Source organism: Aeromicrobium sp. (assembly GCF_014378035.1).
Taxonomy (GTDB): Bacteria; Actinomycetota; Actinomycetes; order Propionibacteriales; family Nocardioidaceae; genus Aeromicrobium.
This window is the reverse complement of the sequence record NZ_JACMOM010000288.1, coordinates 12592-27614: the sequence shown is the minus strand read 5'-3', so window position 1 is coordinate 27614 and position 15023 is coordinate 12592. Positions and strand designations below refer to the sequence as shown.

Genomic DNA, 15023 nt, shown 5'->3' with positions numbered 1-15023 from the left:
GGACGTCGAGGAGGCGGCAGGTGTTGCCGTGGATGGCGTACTCGGAGCCGCCGTTGCGGGACATCGTGCGCGAGATCGTGACCTCGGTGTACTCGATCGGGAGCGCCCCGTCGGAGTTGTCGATCGTGAGGACGACCTCAGCGCGACCGAGGGGCGGGCGGCCGGAGGTGCCGGCGAAGATGACATCCTCCATCTTGCCGCCGCGCAGCGACTTCGCACCCTGCTCGCCCATGACCCACGAGAGCGCATCGACGACGTTGGACTTGCCCGAACCGTTGGGGCCGACGACGCACGTGATGCCGGTCTCTAGCTGCAGGGTCGTCGAGGAGGCAAACGACTTGAACCCACGCAGCGTGAGGCTCTTGAGATACAAGGGTGACTCCTACGACGGACGGCCGACTGGGGCCACCTTAGTGCGCAGGGACCTCAGCGTGCGAGAGGCTCGAGCAGGTCGCCGGCCCGCACCTGATCGACGCGCTCGCGCAGGGTGGTGAGGAGTCCGTCGTTCTCGACCTTGAGACGCAGGATCTCGTTCTCGAGGTCGGTGATTCGACGGTGCAGGGAAGCGGTTTCGGCCTGCTGCTGGGTGGTGGGGCCACCGATGAAGCCGATGAGTGCTTTGGCCATGGGTAATCTCCGCGAAAAGGACTGAAAAGGGAAGGGCAGATTCACATATCTGCGTCTCTCAGTCTCGCACCGCGTGCGTCCTCAGGTCAACTTCCCGCCGCGGCCTTCTCGGCGATCAGATCGTGAACAGCAGGTCGCCGACGACGACCCGGCCCGCTGCCGACGCCACGACGCTGTCAGGGGCCGAATCCATCACGACGACCGGGACGACCGGCGACCGTCCGCCTGCCTCGACCGCGGCTGGGTCCCAGCGCACCACCGGCGTACCAGCGACGACCTCGACACCCTCCTCGACGAGCAGCTCGAAACCCTCACCATCGAGCTGCACGGTGTCGATGCCCAGGTGCACCAGCAGGCCCACACCGCCGGGCGTCAGGAGCACGAACGCGTGTGGATGCAGCTTGAGCAGGCGTCCGTCGGCCGGCGCCACCACTGTCGCGGCAGATCGATCGGGGTCGATGGCGACGCCCGCGCCCACGATCTGGCCGGCGAAGACCGGGTCGGGCACCGAACCGAGCGACACGACGGTGCCGTCGACCGGGGCGAGCACCGAGATGCTCACTCCAGGTCCTCGATGTCACTGGCCAGCGTGTCTGCCTCCGGACCGACGATGACCTGCACGGCGGTGCCGGAGACGACGACACCGTAGGCCCCCGCCGCCTTGAGTGCGGCCTGGTCGACGAGCGCGGGGTCGGTGACCTCGGTGCGCAGCCGGGTGATGCAGGGTTCGATCTCGACGATGTTGGCAAGGCCACCGAGGCCCGCCACTATCTGTTCGGCCTTCGTCATGCGGCTTCTCCTCTATCGGGGGCCGGACGCCACGGTGGCGTCGGTCCGGGTCACCTTGGACAGCCCGGCGGGCTTGTCGGGGTCGAGGCCCAGCCTTCGCGCAACCCTCTCGATGACCATCTGCATCGGGACGATGGCGACGAGGGGCGCGAGCCGTTCGGTCGTGGTGATCGTCCCGGTGCTGACGTCGCAGGCCGCGGCGAAGCTGGCGTTGCCACCGACGGCGACCGTCGTCGCACCGCGACGGCGCAGGTCGTCGGCGAGCTCGATCATCGGTGCGCGCAACGGTCCGTCTGCGGCCGCGACCAGCACGGCCGTGATGCCGTCGCCCACAACCGAGATGGGACCGTGCCGCAGGTCCGCGTAGGAGTAGCCCCGCACCGGACGGCCGCAGGTCTCCTCGAGCTTGAGCGCGGTCTCGAGGGCTGTGCCCATGAGCAGCCCACGACCGGTGACGATGCGCTGTTGTGGTCCGGCCAGCAGGTCGACGACAGGGTCGAGCCGTCCGGCGTTGCTGAGCTGTGCCTCGACAGCGTCGGCGACGTCGGCGAGCCTGCTCTCCAGATCTGGGTCAGGAGCGAGGGCCAGTCCGATGACGGTCATCGCGGCGGTCTGGGTGAGGTAGCTCTTGGTGGCGGGCACGGCCAGCTCGGTGCCGGCGACGGTCGTCAACGCCAGGTCTGCCGCGACGGCCAGGGGTGAAGCGGCGTCGTTCGTGACCGCGATGGTCGCCGCGCCGCTCGCCCGCGCCCACTCCTGCGCCTGGACGATCTCGGCCGTGCGCCCCGACTGGGAGACGCTCACGACCAGGGTGTCGGACAGGTCGAGCCGGCTTCGGTAGTGCGTGGCGACGCTCGGCGCCAACAAGCCGGACGGCACCTGGGCGTGGGTCTCGAGCAGGTAACGCCCGTAGATGCCGGCATTGTCGCTGGAGCCGCGGGCCGAGAAGACGACGTGCCGGCGTCCGACGAACGCGGCGACGATCTCCTCGCGTCTGGGCAGCAGTGCCTCGAGCGTTGCCCGGAGGGCCACCGGCTGCTCGGCGATCTCAGCCGCCATGCGGGTCTGCTCGCTCATGTGTTGGCCATCCTCGTGTCAGCGGTGCCGCTGTCGGCCCCCCAGACCTGTCGCCCCCCGAGCCAGGTGGTCCGCGCTCGTAGATCGTCGGTGCCCAGCAGCGTCAGGTCGGCGCGGGCGCCCGGCTCGAGCCGGCCGACGTCGCGGAGGCCGAGCGCGTCAGCCGGGATGCGCGTCGCCGCACGTACCGCGTCGACAACATCGATGCCGTCAGCCACGGCGTGCCCGATGTTGGCGTCGAGCGGCTCGTCGGCTCCCGCGATGGTGCCGTCGGCACGAAGTGGGGGTGCCCCCGCGGTGACGACGATCTGCTCACCACCCAGCTCGTAGGAGCCGGGCGGCATGCCCAGGGCGGACGCGGCGTCGGTCACGAGCATGACCCGGCCGCGCGCGGCGGAGAAGGCGAGCCGCACGGCAGTGGGCTCGACATGGTGCCCGTCGACGATGAGTCCGAGGGTCAGCCGAGGGTCGGTGAGGGCGGCGCCGACGACACCTGGCGCCCGGTGATGGAGCGGGCGCTGGGCGTTGTAGAGGTGGGTCACCAGCGTCGCGCCGGCGTCTGCCGCGGCGATGACCTGGTGGTCGGAGGCGTCGCTGTGGCCGATCGCGACCCGGATGCCGGCGGCGACGAGGCTGCGGATCGCCTCGATGGCGCCGTCACGCTCGGGTGCCAAAGTGACGTACGAGAGGCAGTCGGCGAGAGCCGTCAGCGTGGCGATCCGCTCTGGCGTCGGGTCGACCAGCAGGTCCTGACGGTGCGCGCCTCTCCGCCGAGCCGACAGGAACGGGCCCTCGACATGGGCTGGCAGAAGTCGGGTGGCGCCGCCGGCGGCATTGCTCGCGCGCCTCGAGACGTCGTAGGCCTCGACCTGGCGGACGAGCTCGTCGAGCGGTGCGGTGATGAAGGTGGGGACCATCGAGGTGACTCCGGTGGCGAGCATGCGTACCGCGATGCTGCGCACGTCGTCGGGGCCTGCCTCGGCGAAGTCGACCGCGAACGCCCCGTTGATCTGCGCATCGAGAAGGCCGGGCACCACGATGCCGTCGTCGAGAACAACGTCTGGCCGGTGGGGAGGATCCCCACGCCCGGCAGCGGCGATCCGCTCGTCGCGGACGACCACCCAGCCGGGTCCGGACTCGTCGTCCGGTGTCCCGATGAGACGACTCGCACCGATGACGATGTCGCCCATGCCGGCCTCGATCCTTGCAGGTGAAGGGGGTTGACATCCCCTTTGATGACAGGACATCCTCGCTGGTACGTACCGGATCGTACCAGTGCATGGACACCCCGTCGAGAGGATTTTCCAGTGTTGGCGAATGGCCCCCTCCCCAAGCACGCGCGGCTTCGTGAAGTGTTGCTGGCGACGATCTCCGAGGAGCTCGAGCCGGGCGACATGATCCCGTCGGAGCGCGATCTCACGATCCGCTACGGCGTCAGCCGCGCCACCGTCCGTGCAGCCATCAGCGCCCTCGTCAACGACGGTCGCCTGACGACCGTGCCGGGTCGCGGCACCGTCGTGACCCGGCCGCGCGTCGAGAGCAACCTGCACCTCGCGTCGTTCACGCAGGACATGCGCCGGCGCGGCCACCGTCCCTCCACCGAGCTCATCGGCTGCTCACTTGGCGACGCCGACGACTCGATCGCGAATGCGCTCGACCTCGGGGTCGGCGACGGCGTGTGGATCATCGAACGGCTGCGCCTGGCCGATGCGGAGCCGATGGCGCACGAGGTCAGCTGGTACCCCGCCGACCTGTTTCCCGACCTCGACGCCGAAGACCTCACGACGTCGCTCTACGCGATTTTTGAGAGCCGCTACGGCGTCGTCATCGCCCATGCCGACCAGACCGTCTGGACGGAACCTGCCGGCGAGCACGCTCGGCTGCTCGAGGTGGCGGCGGAGTCGCCGGTGCTCGTCTTCGACCGCATCTCGCGCACCGCAGGGCGGCCCGCCGAGCGCGCCGTCAGCCGCTACCGGGGAGACCGCTACCAGATCACCATGAGCCTGAACCGCAGCTCGACCCACTCCACCGCACCACTATCGAGGGACCGATCAACATGACCGCAGCAACCATTGGACGACGAGCTCTACCGAGCCTCGCCTCTTTCCAGAAGTTCGGCCGCAGCCTCATGCTGCCGATCGCCTCCCTGCCGGTGGCGGCCCTGCTCCTGCGACTCGGGCAACCTGACCTGCTGGGTGCCGACGGCCTCGGCTGGGACAAGGTCTCCGCAGTGCTCGGCGCCGCGGGCGGGGCGATCTTCGACAACCTCCCCCTGATCTTCGCCCTCGGTGTGGCGATCGGCATGGCCAAGAAGTCCGACGGCTCGACGGCCCTGGCCGCGATCGTCGGCTACCTCGTGTTCGACGGTGTCTTCCAGGTCGTCGTCCCGATGGTCATGACGATCGACAAGGCCAACGAGGGAGCCGTCGCCAAGGGCTACGGCGTGCTCGGCGGAATTGTCATCGGCCTGACCGCTGCTTTCCTGTGGCAGCGCTACTACCGCGTCAAGCTGCCGCCCTACCTCGCGTTCTTCGGTGGTCGACGTTTCGTACCGATGGTCACGGCATTCGCCGCGATCATCATCGCGGTGCTGATGACGCTGGTCTATCCCGCCTTCAGCTCCGGCATCGGCAACCTGTCGGACTGGATCGCCAACAACGACGTCATCGGCGGATTCGTCTACGGCACCCTCAACCGCCTGTTGATCCCGCTCGGGCTGCACCACATCCTCAACTCCGGGCCGTGGTTCCTGTTCGGCTCCTACACGACCGGCGGCGCCACCTACAACGGCGACATCACCCGCTTCCTGAACGGCGACCCCACCGCTGGCGCCTTCATGACCGGCTTCTTCCCGATCATGATGTTCGCGCTTCCCGGCGCGGCACTGGCCATCTGGCAGGAGGCCAAGCCCGCCTACAAGAAGGCCGTCGGCGGCATCATGATCGGTGCCGCCCTGACGAGCTTCCTGACCGGTGTCACCGAACCGCTCGAGTTCTCCTTCATGTTCGTGGCATGGCCCCTGTACGTCATCCACTCCCTGCTCACGGGCACCTCCATCGCCTTGGTGAACGCCTTGGGCATCAAGGACGGATTCGGCTTCTCAGCCGGACTCTTCGACTTCGTCCTCAACTGGAACATCGCGACGAAGCCGGGCCTCCTGCTCGTCATCGGGCTGATCTACGGGGTGGTCTACTACTTCCTCTTCCGGTTCGTCATCCGGAAGTGGAACCTGCGCACCCCTGGACGCGAAAAGGAAGGCGATGACAGCGCCGCAGCCGGCTTCCTCACCGACACCGACCCCGCGGCCGGGCCGTCGACCGGCACAGGGACATCTGGCCCGACGCCCTCCGGATAGGCCCACCGACACGACCGCGCTCGCACACCGCCGGGAGCCCGCCAGACCACGGTCTGACGGGCTCCCGGCGGTAGGGTCGGACGAGTGGATGACCTCTTCGAACCGGCCGTCGGCGAGTGGCAGCGGGTGTCGCCCCGACTGGCCACGATCCGCCGCATCCTGATGCTCGTGGCCGCGGCCGTTGCGGTCGTCATCGGCCTGCTGCTGGTTGCGCTGCTTCCCGACGCCCGCTGGATCGGCGCGGTGGTGGCAGCACTCGCCCTGGTCGCTGCGGCGTGGGGCTGGTCCTGGGCGGGCCGCAACCAGCGGAGCTGGGGTTACGCCGAGAACGATGACGACCTCCTGGTCACGACAGGCGTCATGTTCAAACGCCTGGTCGCCATCCCCTACGGACGCATGCAGTTCGTTGACGTCCAGGCCGGCCCGCTCGCTCGCGCCTACGGCGTCGCCACCGTCACGCTGCACACGGCGAGCACCGAGACCGCGGCCGACATCCCGGGCCTTCCGGCCGCCGAGGCGACCCGTCTGCGAAACCGCCTCACCGAGCTTGGCGAGGCCCATGGCGCCGGAGTCTGAGGCCGTGCCCGAGGCAGTCGGGCTCCGGACACACCCGATGACAGGTGTCGTGCAGGGTGCTCTGTGGGCCGCGGCCGCTTCGGTCGGGCTGGTCAGCTCGGTGTTCTCGGGTGACGGATGGGGCACCATGAGCCCCATCGTCAGCCTCCTCATCGCACTGGTGGGAGGGCTCGTGGTCGGCATGGTGTTCGGCTACCTGAGCTGGCGGTTCACCCGCTACGTCATCGATGGCGACGAGCTACGCATCAACAGCGGAATCATCACCAAGGCCTCGCGCCGCATCCCTTACGAGCGCATCCAGTCCGTCGACATCGCCGAGCCGTTCGTCGCCCGCCTCTTCGGTCTGGCCGAGCTCCGCATCGAGATGGCCGGCGGCAAGGACTCCCGCACGTCGCTGCGTTTCCTCGAGCTCGACGACGCGCGTGCGCTGCGCCGCGTGCTGCTCGCCCGGGCCCACGGCGACACCCAGACCGGCGTGATCGCTGATGAGAAGCGCAGCATCATCACGGTCGTCTCGCCACAACGGGTCGTGATCGGCACGCTGCTCTCGCTCGACTTCCTGGCCGCGGCGGCCGGGCTCGTGACGCTGGTGGTGCTCGCGGTCTACTTCGACCAGGTCCTGGTGCTGCTCGGTGGCATCGTGCCGCTCGGCTCGTGGGTCGTGCAGATCGTCGGCAAGCGGGTCATTCAGCAGTGGAACTTCACCCTCTCCCGCGGAGACCGTGGCCTGCGCATCGAACGTGGGCTCCTCTCGCGCTCGTCGCAGACCATCCCGTACAGCCGCGTCCAAGGCATCGCCATCAAGGAACCCTTCGTCTGGCGCCGGCTCGGCTGGCAGAGGCTGGAGGTCGACATAGCCGGATATGCAGCGCAGAGCGATGACCAGGGCACCGAGTCGACCTCGACGCTGCTGCCGATCTCGGACCCGTCGCTCGCCGCCGCGATCATCGCCGAGCTCATTCCCGGAGCGATGGCGGAGTCCGTCGCACGCACGGCCGCCCCGCGGAGGTCATGGGTGTTCGCGCCGATCGGCTGGCGCTCTCGATGGATCGGCGCCGACGACGACACCTTCGTTGCTCGCGAGGGCTGGATCGAGAGGTCGACGAGCATCGTGCCGCACAACAAGACGCAGTCTGTCGAGCTGCGACAGGGGCCCCTTGCGCGGTGGCGCCGCATCGCGACGATCGAGGTGCACACCCCCAAGGGCCCAGCCAACGCCGACGGACGCAATCTGGACGAGCACGACGCCCGCGACGCGATGCTGGCTCAGCTCATCCGTGCCCGAGCCAGCCGAGCCTGACCGCGAATCAGCCTCCGCTGGTGGCGTCTTCGGCCGCGGGGTCCATCTGCGCGGCGGCCATCTCGCGGCTGTCGAGCCAGCCGTCAGGGACGGACACCTTGCGGGGTGTCCCCTGCCGGCCGCGGGGCGTGCCGAGCTCGGCCACCGGGTAGGGCTCGGTCGGGTCGAGCCGGCCGAGCAGGGCGTCGAGGGCGGCGAACGACGACACCATGCCGAGCTGGCTGCGCACATCCTTGCCTGCGGCGAAGCCCTTCAGGTACCAGGCGATGTGCTTGCGGAACTCGATGCACCCGCGCTCCTCGCCCATCAGGTCGCCAAGCAGCTCGGCGTGGCGCCGCATGACGGCAGACACCTCTCCGAGCGAGGGCAGCTCTTGAACGACGTTGCCGTCGAACGCCGCCGAGAGGTCGCGGAACAGCCACGGCCGGCCCAGGCAACCACGGCCGACGACCACGCCGTCGCAACCGGTCTGCTCGACCATGCGGATCGCGTCAGCGGCCTCCCAGATGTCGCCATTGCCGAGCACAGGGATGTCGACGGCAGCCTTGAGCTCGGCGATCGCCTGCCAGTCGGCGCGGCCCGAGTAGTGCTGCACTGCGGTGCGTCCGTGCAGCGCGATCGCGGCGCAGCCGGTGTCCTGCGCGATGTGGCCGGCGTCGAGGTAGGTGAGGTGGTCGTCGTCGATTCCCTTGCGGGTCTTCATCGTGACGGGCACGCCGTAGGGGGCCGCCGCACCGACGGCGGAGGTGAGGATCTCGCCGAGCAGGCTGCGCTTCCACGGCAACGCCGCTCCCCCGCCCTTACGGGTCACCTTGGGCACCGGGCAGCCGAAGTTCAGGTCGACGTGGTCGACACCGTGATCGGCACAGAGGATCTCGACCGCCCGACCGACGTAGCGGGGGTCGATGCCGTAGAGCTGCACCGACCTCACGGTCTCGCTGGCCGCAAAGGTCAACATCGACAGGCTCGTCCGGTCGCCCTCGACGATGCCGCGCGACGTGATCATCTCGCACACGTACAGCCCAGCTCCCTGCTCGGCGCACAGCTCGCGGAAGGCAGCGTTGGTGACTCCCGCCATCGGCGCGAGCACGACTGGGGTGGCAACTTCGAGGTCGCCGAGTCTCAGGGTGTGCGGCAACACAGCGGCGGCGGTCGTGGACATCGATCCATTGTCCCACCCCGGCCGAGAGGAATGGCCTGGCCAGGGCAGAAGCCGCCCCTGATGTGGTGTGTCGAGGCGCTACGGGCTCCAGCTGATGGCGGTCTTGGCCGACCCGGTCTGCAGGTCGACCGACTGCAACGCCTTGCCCTTCGGCACGAGGAACACCAGGCAGAGCTGGGCGGTCGCTCCGGGCAGGAAGCTCGCCGGCACGGTGGGGTTCCGGCAGGGCTTGAACGTCCCCACCAGCTCGTTGGGCGGGAAGATTGTGTCGGTCGAGTCGTGCGCGAACATCGGCAGGGCGGCTCCCCCGAGCCCGGCCGGTCCTTCGTTCTTGACCGCCAGATCGACGTAGAACGGTGTGGAGGACTTGGTGGCCGCGTCGAGGGAGAAGAATCGGAAGTCCTTGATGGTTCCCTTGCGCACGGCCTTCACCGTGACGGTGATGGCGCTCGCCGCCTTGGTGCCGACCTGGTAGACGACGCTGGCGGGCTTGTCCTCGGTGAGCTTGGTGCCGCCCTTGGTCAGCGTCACCCCCGCGGGGAGGTTGAAGCCCTTGGGCACCGCAACGGCGTCGCTCTTCTTGTCGTCCTTCGACGATGAGCACCCGCCGAGGACGACGAGGGCCAGTACCACGGCGATGGCGATGGCGACGGCGCGGCGCGGCGCGGCTGCAGGAGTTGACCTCATCAGTCGATGGTGAACCACGGCAGGATCAGCAGCCGGGAAGGCGCGCCGCGAGCCACGGCGCCACCTGGTCGAGGGCGATGCGCTCCTGCGCCATGGAATCACGATCGCGAATCGTCACGGCCTGGTCGTCGAGCGTCTCGAAGTCGACGGTGATGCAGTAGGGCGTGCCGATCTCGTCGTGCCGGCGGTAGCGCTTGCCAATGGCTTGCGCGTCGTCGAAGTCGACGTTCCAGAACCCGCGAAGCTCGGCCGCGAGCGCCCGCGCCTTGGGCGAGAGGTCCTCGTTGCGCGACAGCGGCAGGACGGCCGCCTTGACGGGGGCAAGCCGCTTGTCGAGCCGAAGCACCGTGCGCTTGTCGGTGCCGCCCTTGGAGTTGGGCACGTCCTCCTCGACGTAGGCGTCGATCAGGAACGCCATCATCGAGCGGTTGACGCCCGCCGCCGGCTCGATGACGTAAGGCGTCCACCGTTCGCCAGATGCCTGGTCGAAGTACTCGAGGTCCTTGCCGGAGTGCTCGCTGTGGGTCTTGAGGTCGAAGTCGGTGCGGTTGGCGATGCCTTCGAGCTCACCCCACTCCGATCCGGCGAACTCGAACCGGTACTCGATGTCGACGGTGCGCTTGGAGTAGTGCGAGAGCTTCTCGGCGGCGTGCTCGTAGAGCCGCAGGTTGTCGGGGTCGATACCCAGGCCCGTGTACCAGTCCATGCGGGTCTTGATCCAGGTCTCGTGCCACTCCTCGTCGGTGCCCGGCTCGACGAAGAACTCCATCTCCATCTGCTCGAACTCGCGAGTGCGGAAGATGAAGTTGCCCGGCGTGATCTCGTTGCGGAAGCTCTTGCCGATCTGCCCGATGCCGAACGGCGGCTTCTTGCGCGACGTGCCCATGACCTGCGTGAAGTTGATGAAGATGCCTTGCGCCGTCTCGGGACGCAGGTAGTGCAGCCCCTCTTCGGACTCGACCGGACCGAGGAACGTCTTCAGAAGGCCGTTGAACATCCGCGGCTCGGTCCACTCGCCGCGGGTGCCGCAGTTGGCGCAGGCGATCAGAGTCATGTCGACGCTGTCAGGATCGTCGATGTTCTTCTTCTCCGCGAAGGCCTCCTGCAGGTGGTCCTGGCGGTAGCGCTTGTGACAGTGGCGGGACTCGACGAGCGGGTCGACGAAGGCGGACAGGTGGCCGGACGCGTTCCAGACCGCGGTCGGCAGGATGACCGAGGAGTCGAGCCCGACGACGTCGTCGCGGCCCTGCACCATCGACCGCCACCACTGACGCTTGATGTTGTCCTTGAGCTCGACACCGAGCGGACCGTAGTCCCACGCCGACTTGGTGCCTCCATAGATCTCGCCGCACTGGTAGACGAAGCCGCGTCGCTTGCTGAGGCTGATGACGTTGTCGACGGTCGATGCCATGGTGAGGGTCCGTTCAGGCTGGTTGTCGGGCGGCATCAGGTGGCGGCACCCGGCGTGGGGCAGGTGCGACAGCATGCGCCCGAGGATCGGGTCCACTCTATCGGCCGGGCATGTTCAGGCTTCCCACGGGCGCGGGTGGGGTCGTGGGCCCGATTCTCGGCTGAGAACCTGCGGCCACGCGATCGACGACGGTGTCCCGTCGAGAGCGCCGGTCATCTTCACGCGGCGTCTCGCGCGTGCGTCAGCTCAGTCTCTCGCCCGAGTCCTTCGCAAAGACATGGATGCCCGACATGTCGACCAGGGCGAGGTTGATCACTTCTCCCTTTGAGGGGGGCTGACGCCAGTCGACCCTGGCGACGATGGTTTCTCCGTGTGTCGTCGCGCCAGCACCGTCACCGGCGCCGCCGACGTCGACCCGCCCGTAGACGTAGGCGTCCGCGCCCAGCTCCTCCACCACATCGACGGCGAGCCGAATGCCGACGTCGGCGATCTGGAGGTTCTCCGGACGGATGCCGACAATGACGGTCTTCGCGTCGGCCGCCGCGAGGGTCTCCCGAGCCACCGGGACGACCGTGTCACCGAAGTGGACGCCACCGTCGGTCACCGGCAGCTCCATCAGGTTCATCGACGGCGATCCCATGAACCCAGCGACGAAAAGGTTGGCCGGATGGTCGTACATCGTGCGCGGGGCGGCGCACTGCTGCAGCACGCCGTCCTTGAGAACCGCGACACGATCGCCCATCGTCATCGCCTCGACCTGGTCGTGCGTCACGTAGACCGTGGTGGTGCCCAGCCTGCGCTGGAGCTGCGCGATCTGGGTGCGCGTCTGCACACGCAGCTTGGCATCGAGGTTGGAGAGCGGCTCGTCCATCAGGAAGACCCGCGGGGAGCGCACGATGGCCCGCCCCATCGCGACCCGCTGACGCTGACCACCCGAGAGCGCCTTGGGCTTGCGCTCGAGGTACTCGACGATGTCGAGCATCTTGGCGGCCTCGGCGACCCGGGCCCTGATCTCGCTCTTGTCGGAGCCCGCGATCTTGAGGGCGAAACCCATGTTCTCGGCGACGGTCATGTGTGGGTAGAGCGCGTAGTTCTGGAAGACCATCGCGATGTCGCGCGACTTGGGCGGCAGGTGGGTGACGTCCTCGTCGCCAATCAGGAGGCGGCCGCCGTCGACCTCCTCGAGCCCGGCGAGCATCCGCAGCGAGGTTGATTTGCCGCAGCCAGATGGACCGACCAGGACGAGGAACTCGCCGTCCTCGACATGGAGGTCGAGCTTGTCGACCGCTGGTGTGTCCTGCCCGGGGAAGACCCGGGTGGCCTCGTCGAAAGTGACTGATGACATGTCAAACATTCCCTTCACCGGCAGGTACGTGCCGGACGATCCGAGTGATGGGTGGGTCGTGCGCGCTCATCGTACCGTGACCTACGTCACGTCCCGACGCCTCGACGATATTTGACAACGATTTTCATTTAGTTGAGAATCATTGTCATGAAGAAGTCCCCCGCCTTGCTTGGCGTCCTCCCGGTCTCGCTTCTGCTCGCCTTTCTCGCCGCCGCCTGCGGGAGCTCGGCAAAGGATGATGGAAAAACCTCGGTCATCGCGTCGTTCTACCCGTTTGCCTACGTCGTCGAGCAGGTCGGAGGCTCCTTCGTCGACGTCACCAACCTCACGTCACCGGGCGTCGAGCCGCACGATCTCGAGCTCAGGCCGAAACAGGTCGGGGCCGTGCAGGACGGCGACCTCGTGGTCTACGAGAAGCACTTCCAGTCCGCCGTGGACGATGCCGTGGACCAGTCCGGTCGATCGGCGGCCGACACGGTCGATGTCTCCGCGATCGTGAAGCTCAAGCCGCTGCAGGCCGGTGCCGAGGACGGCGGGCACGACGACGCTGGCGGCGGCGGAGGCAAGCAAGACGACCCACACGTCTGGCTCGACCCAGAGAACATGGCGATCGTGACGAAGGCCGTCGCGGCCAAGCTGGCGAAGATCGATCCCGCCCACGCCACCGAGTTCGCCGCCAACGCCCGCCGGCTGGAGGCCCAGCTGGCCGACCTCGACTCCGCCTTCGCGAGCGGGCTCGAGAAGTGCCGGACACGCACCATCGTCACCAGCCACGCCGCCTTCCAGTACTTGGCGGCTCACTACGGTCTGACACAGGTGCCCATCGCCGGGCTCGACCCGACGAACGAGCCGTCACCGGCCCAGCTCGCGAGCATCACCCAGCTCGTGCGCCGGGAGAAGATCACCACGATCTTCACCGAAGAGCTCGTCAGCCCTGCCATCGCACGAACCATTGCCCGTGAGACTGGCGCCTCGACCGCTACGCTCGACCCCATCGAGGGGCTGTCCGATGACACCAAGGGTCAGACCTACCTGACCCTCATGCGCTACAACCTCGACACCCTGATGAAGGCGAACTCCTGCCCGTGAGCCCACCCCTGTCAGCCCGCGGCGTGACCGTGGCACTCGATGGTCGACCTGTCCTGCGACAGGTCGATCTCGACGTGTCGGCCGGCGAGTTCGTCGCCCTGCTCGGGGCCAACGGCTCGGGCAAGTCGACGCTCGTGCGGGCCGCGATCGGTCTGGTCCCCCTGACCGCCGGCTCCGTCGACCTGTTCGGGACGCCGCTCGAGAAGTTCCACGACTGGAAACGGCTGGGCTACGTGCCTCAGCGGTCCCGCGCGGTGTCGGGCGTTCCCGCCACCGTCAACGAGGTCGTGATGAGCGGGCGGCTCGCGCGGCGCCGGTTCTTCGGCCGGCCCACCCCGCACGACCGCGATGCCGTCAGTGCCGCCATTGCGCGCGTCGGGCTCGGTGACCGCACACGATCCTCGCTCAACGAGCTTTCCGGCGGCCAGCAGCAGCGTGTTCTCATTGCCCGCGCGCTCGCCGCCGAGGCCGATCTGCTGGTCATGGACGAACCCACCGCCGGTGTCGACCACGACAACCAGGAGTCGCTCGCCGAGCTCCTCGGCGGGCTCGTCCACGAGGGCTCGTCGGTCCTGCTTGTCGCGCACGAGCTCGGCCCCCTCAAGCCGCTCATCGACCGCGCCGTGGTGCTGCGCGCCGGCATCGTGGACTACGAAGGCCCGGTCGACGATCTGACCGGAGAGGACCCCGCGCACGTCCATACCCACACCGGCGCACCGGCCCGCCACGAGGGTCTAGGCGCTGAGGGGGTCTGGCGATGATCCAGCTGCTCGACTACGACTTCATGCGACGAGCTCTCGTCGCCGCGTTCTTCACGGGGCTCGCGGCCCCCGCGATCGGCACGTTCCTCGTCCAACGACGGCTCGCTCTGCTCGGCGACGGCATCGGCCACGTCGCCCTCACCGGGGTCGCGCTCGGGCTCCTCACCGGCATCGCCCCGATCGTGACGGCGGTGATCGTCGCGGCGATCGGTGCCGTCGTCATCGAGCTGCTCCGGATGTTCGGCCGCACCAGCGGCGACGTCGCCCTGGCGATGCTGTTCTACGGCGGCATCGCCGGCGGCGTCCTTCTCACGAACCTTGCCGACGAGAGCGCGGCCAAGCTCAACAGCTACCTGTTCGGCTCGATCACCACGGTGTCGGGCGGCGACCTGGTCCTCGTCGGCATCCTCGGCGTCCTGGTCCTCGTCCTCTCGGTGGGGCTGTCGCCGCAGCTCTTTGCGGTGTGCCAGGACGAGGAGCATGCGCGCGTCAGCGGTGTTCCGGTGCGCGCCTACAGCATCCTGATCGCGATCCTCGCCGCCGTCACGATCACCGTCGCGATGCGCACCGTGGGACTGCTGCTCGTCTCCGCGCTCATGGTCGTGCCGGTTGCCGCGTCCCAGCAGCTGACGAGGAGCTTCCGCTCGACGCACGTCGCTGCGATGGCGATCGGCCTCTTCGCGGCCCTCGGCGGCGTGCTGGCGAGCTACCAGATCAACACCCAGCCCGGCCCGACGATCGTGATCCTCGCGCTCGGGGTGTTCGCCGCCGCCGCGCTCGCCGGCGCTTTCGCGAGGCGGTTGCGCGCCCGCCGTCGTCCCGTAGATTCGTACTGAGGAGAGGT

The 15023-nt window shown here is 68.3% G+C and carries 17 protein-coding genes; 7 read left to right on the top strand and 10 right to left on the bottom strand.

The features are described from left to right. The 6 genes from H7290_RS14895 to nagA all read right to left on the bottom strand — a co-directional run. Positions 1 to 373: AAA family ATPase (locus H7290_RS14895; RefSeq protein WP_290514803.1), on the bottom strand; the 373-nt coding region annotated here is incomplete at its 3' end. 53 nt (positions 374 to 426) lie between these two features. After that, positions 427 to 627: a hypothetical protein gene (locus tag H7290_RS14890; protein WP_290514802.1), complete on the bottom strand. Its 201-nt coding sequence runs from the start codon at positions 625 to 627 to the stop codon at positions 427 to 429. 115 nt (positions 628 to 742) lie between these two features. Further along, on the bottom strand, positions 743 to 1189 hold the full coding sequence (locus H7290_RS14885) for a PTS glucose transporter subunit IIA (RefSeq protein WP_290514801.1): 447 nt from the start codon (positions 1187 to 1189) through the stop codon (positions 743 to 745). Continuing rightward, positions 1186 to 1416 (bottom strand): PTS glucose/sucrose transporter subunit IIB, encoded by a 231-nt coding sequence (locus H7290_RS14880; RefSeq protein WP_290514800.1) that lies wholly within the window; start codon positions 1414 to 1416, stop codon positions 1186 to 1188. Before H7290_RS14880 ends, H7290_RS14885 begins: the two co-directional genes overlap by 4 nt. Positions 1417 to 1428: 12 nt before the next feature. Further along, the gene (locus H7290_RS14875) at positions 1429 to 2493 is read right to left on the bottom strand and encodes an SIS domain-containing protein (protein ID WP_290514799.1); all 1065 of its coding nucleotides are present in this window, start codon (positions 2491 to 2493) and stop codon (positions 1429 to 1431) included. Beyond that, on the bottom strand, positions 2490 to 3683 hold the full coding sequence (gene nagA, locus H7290_RS14870; protein WP_290514798.1) for an N-acetylglucosamine-6-phosphate deacetylase: 1194 nt from the start codon (positions 3681 to 3683) through the stop codon (positions 2490 to 2492). The genes H7290_RS14875 and nagA overlap by 4 nt, the downstream gene beginning before the upstream one ends. 117 nt (positions 3684 to 3800) lie before the next feature. Here nagA and H7290_RS14865 point away from each other — a divergent pair, with 117 nt between their 5' ends. From H7290_RS14865 to H7290_RS14850, 4 genes are all read left to right on the top strand, one after another. Continuing rightward, the gene (locus tag H7290_RS14865) at positions 3801 to 4553 is read left to right on the top strand and encodes a GntR family transcriptional regulator (protein WP_290514797.1); all 753 of its coding nucleotides are present in this window, start codon (positions 3801 to 3803) and stop codon (positions 4551 to 4553) included. After that, positions 4550 to 5848 (top strand): PTS transporter subunit EIIC, encoded by a 1299-nt coding sequence (locus H7290_RS14860; protein WP_366927642.1) that lies wholly within the window; start codon positions 4550 to 4552, stop codon positions 5846 to 5848. The genes H7290_RS14865 and H7290_RS14860 overlap by 4 nt, the downstream gene beginning before the upstream one ends. 84 nt (positions 5849 to 5932) lie before the next feature. Then, a complete protein-coding gene (locus tag H7290_RS14855; protein WP_290514796.1) occupies positions 5933 to 6424 on the top strand; it encodes a PH domain-containing protein in 492 nt (163 codons plus the stop codon). Positions 6425 to 6428: 4 nt separating this feature from the next. Beyond that, complete coding sequence (locus H7290_RS14850; protein WP_290514795.1) at positions 6429 to 7724, top strand: PH domain-containing protein; 1296 nt, start codon at positions 6429 to 6431, stop codon at positions 7722 to 7724. A gap of 7 nt (positions 7725 to 7731) precedes the next feature. Here H7290_RS14850 and dusB read toward each other — a convergent pair whose 3' ends face one another. From dusB to ugpC, 4 genes are all read right to left on the bottom strand, one after another. Continuing rightward, positions 7732 to 8886, bottom strand: a complete 1155-nt coding sequence (gene dusB, locus H7290_RS14845) for a tRNA dihydrouridine synthase DusB (RefSeq protein ID WP_290514794.1) — start codon at positions 8884 to 8886, stop codon at positions 7732 to 7734. 78 nt (positions 8887 to 8964) lie between these two features. Beyond that, positions 8965 to 9573, bottom strand: coding sequence for a hypothetical protein (locus H7290_RS14840; RefSeq protein WP_290514793.1), 609 nt, complete (start codon positions 9571 to 9573; stop codon positions 8965 to 8967). A gap of 25 nt (positions 9574 to 9598) precedes the next feature. Beyond that, entirely contained in the window at positions 9599 to 10984 is a 1386-nt protein-coding gene (locus tag H7290_RS14835; protein ID WP_290514804.1) for a glycine--tRNA ligase, read from the bottom strand. 241 nt (positions 10985 to 11225) lie between these two features. Further along, positions 11226 to 12329: a sn-glycerol-3-phosphate ABC transporter ATP-binding protein UgpC gene (gene ugpC / locus H7290_RS14830; protein ID WP_290514792.1), complete on the bottom strand. Its 1104-nt coding sequence runs from the start codon at positions 12327 to 12329 to the stop codon at positions 11226 to 11228. 147 nt (positions 12330 to 12476) lie between these two features. Here ugpC and H7290_RS14825 point away from each other — a divergent pair, with 147 nt between their 5' ends. The 3 genes from H7290_RS14825 to H7290_RS14815 are packed head-to-tail and all read left to right on the top strand — an operon-like array spanning position 12477 to position 15015. Further along, positions 12477 to 13418 carry a metal ABC transporter substrate-binding protein gene (locus tag H7290_RS14825; protein WP_290514791.1) on the top strand — a complete coding sequence of 314 codons (942 nt, stop codon included), beginning with the start codon at positions 12477 to 12479 and terminating at the stop codon, positions 13416 to 13418. Then, positions 13415 to 14179: a metal ABC transporter ATP-binding protein gene (locus tag H7290_RS14820; RefSeq protein WP_290514790.1), complete on the top strand. Its 765-nt coding sequence runs from the start codon at positions 13415 to 13417 to the stop codon at positions 14177 to 14179. The genes H7290_RS14825 and H7290_RS14820 overlap by 4 nt, the downstream gene beginning before the upstream one ends. Next, the gene (locus H7290_RS14815; RefSeq protein ID WP_290514789.1) at positions 14176 to 15015 is read left to right on the top strand and encodes a metal ABC transporter permease; all 840 of its coding nucleotides are present in this window, start codon (positions 14176 to 14178) and stop codon (positions 15013 to 15015) included. Before H7290_RS14820 ends, H7290_RS14815 begins: the two co-directional genes overlap by 4 nt. Positions 15016 to 15023: the final 8 nt, after the last annotated feature.

Bases quoted from the DNA above. Each gene is read 5' to 3' on its own strand.
- H7290_RS14840 (WP_290514793.1), bottom strand. From the start codon at position 9,573: ATGAGGTCAACTCCTGCAGCCGCGCCGCGCCGCGCCGTCGCCATCGCC.
- H7290_RS14880 (WP_290514800.1), bottom strand. From the start codon at position 1,416: ATGACGAAGGCCGAACAGATAGTGGCGGGCCTCGGTGGCCTTGCCAAC.
- ugpC (WP_290514792.1), bottom strand. From the start codon at position 12,329: ATGTCATCAGTCACTTTCGACGAGGCCACCCGGGTCTTCCCCGGGCAG.
- H7290_RS14890 (WP_290514802.1), bottom strand. From the start codon at position 627: ATGGCCAAAGCACTCATCGGCTTCATCGGTGGCCCCACCACCCAGCAG.
- H7290_RS14825 (WP_290514791.1), top strand. From the start codon at position 12,477: ATGAAGAAGTCCCCCGCCTTGCTTGGCGTCCTCCCGGTCTCGCTTCTG.
- H7290_RS14835 (WP_290514804.1), bottom strand. From the start codon at position 10,984: ATGGCATCGACCGTCGACAACGTCATCAGCCTCAGCAAGCGACGCGGC.
- H7290_RS14875 (WP_290514799.1), bottom strand. From the start codon at position 2,493: ATGAGCGAGCAGACCCGCATGGCGGCTGAGATCGCCGAGCAGCCGGTG.
- nagA (WP_290514798.1), bottom strand. From the start codon at position 3,683: ATGGGCGACATCGTCATCGGTGCGAGTCGTCTCATCGGGACACCGGAC.
- H7290_RS14860 (WP_366927642.1), top strand. From the start codon at position 4,550: ATGACCGCAGCAACCATTGGACGACGAGCTCTACCGAGCCTCGCCTCT.
- dusB (WP_290514794.1), bottom strand. From the start codon at position 8,886: ATGTCCACGACCGCCGCCGCTGTGTTGCCGCACACCCTGAGACTCGGC.
- H7290_RS14815 (WP_290514789.1), top strand. From the start codon at position 14,176: ATGATCCAGCTGCTCGACTACGACTTCATGCGACGAGCTCTCGTCGCC.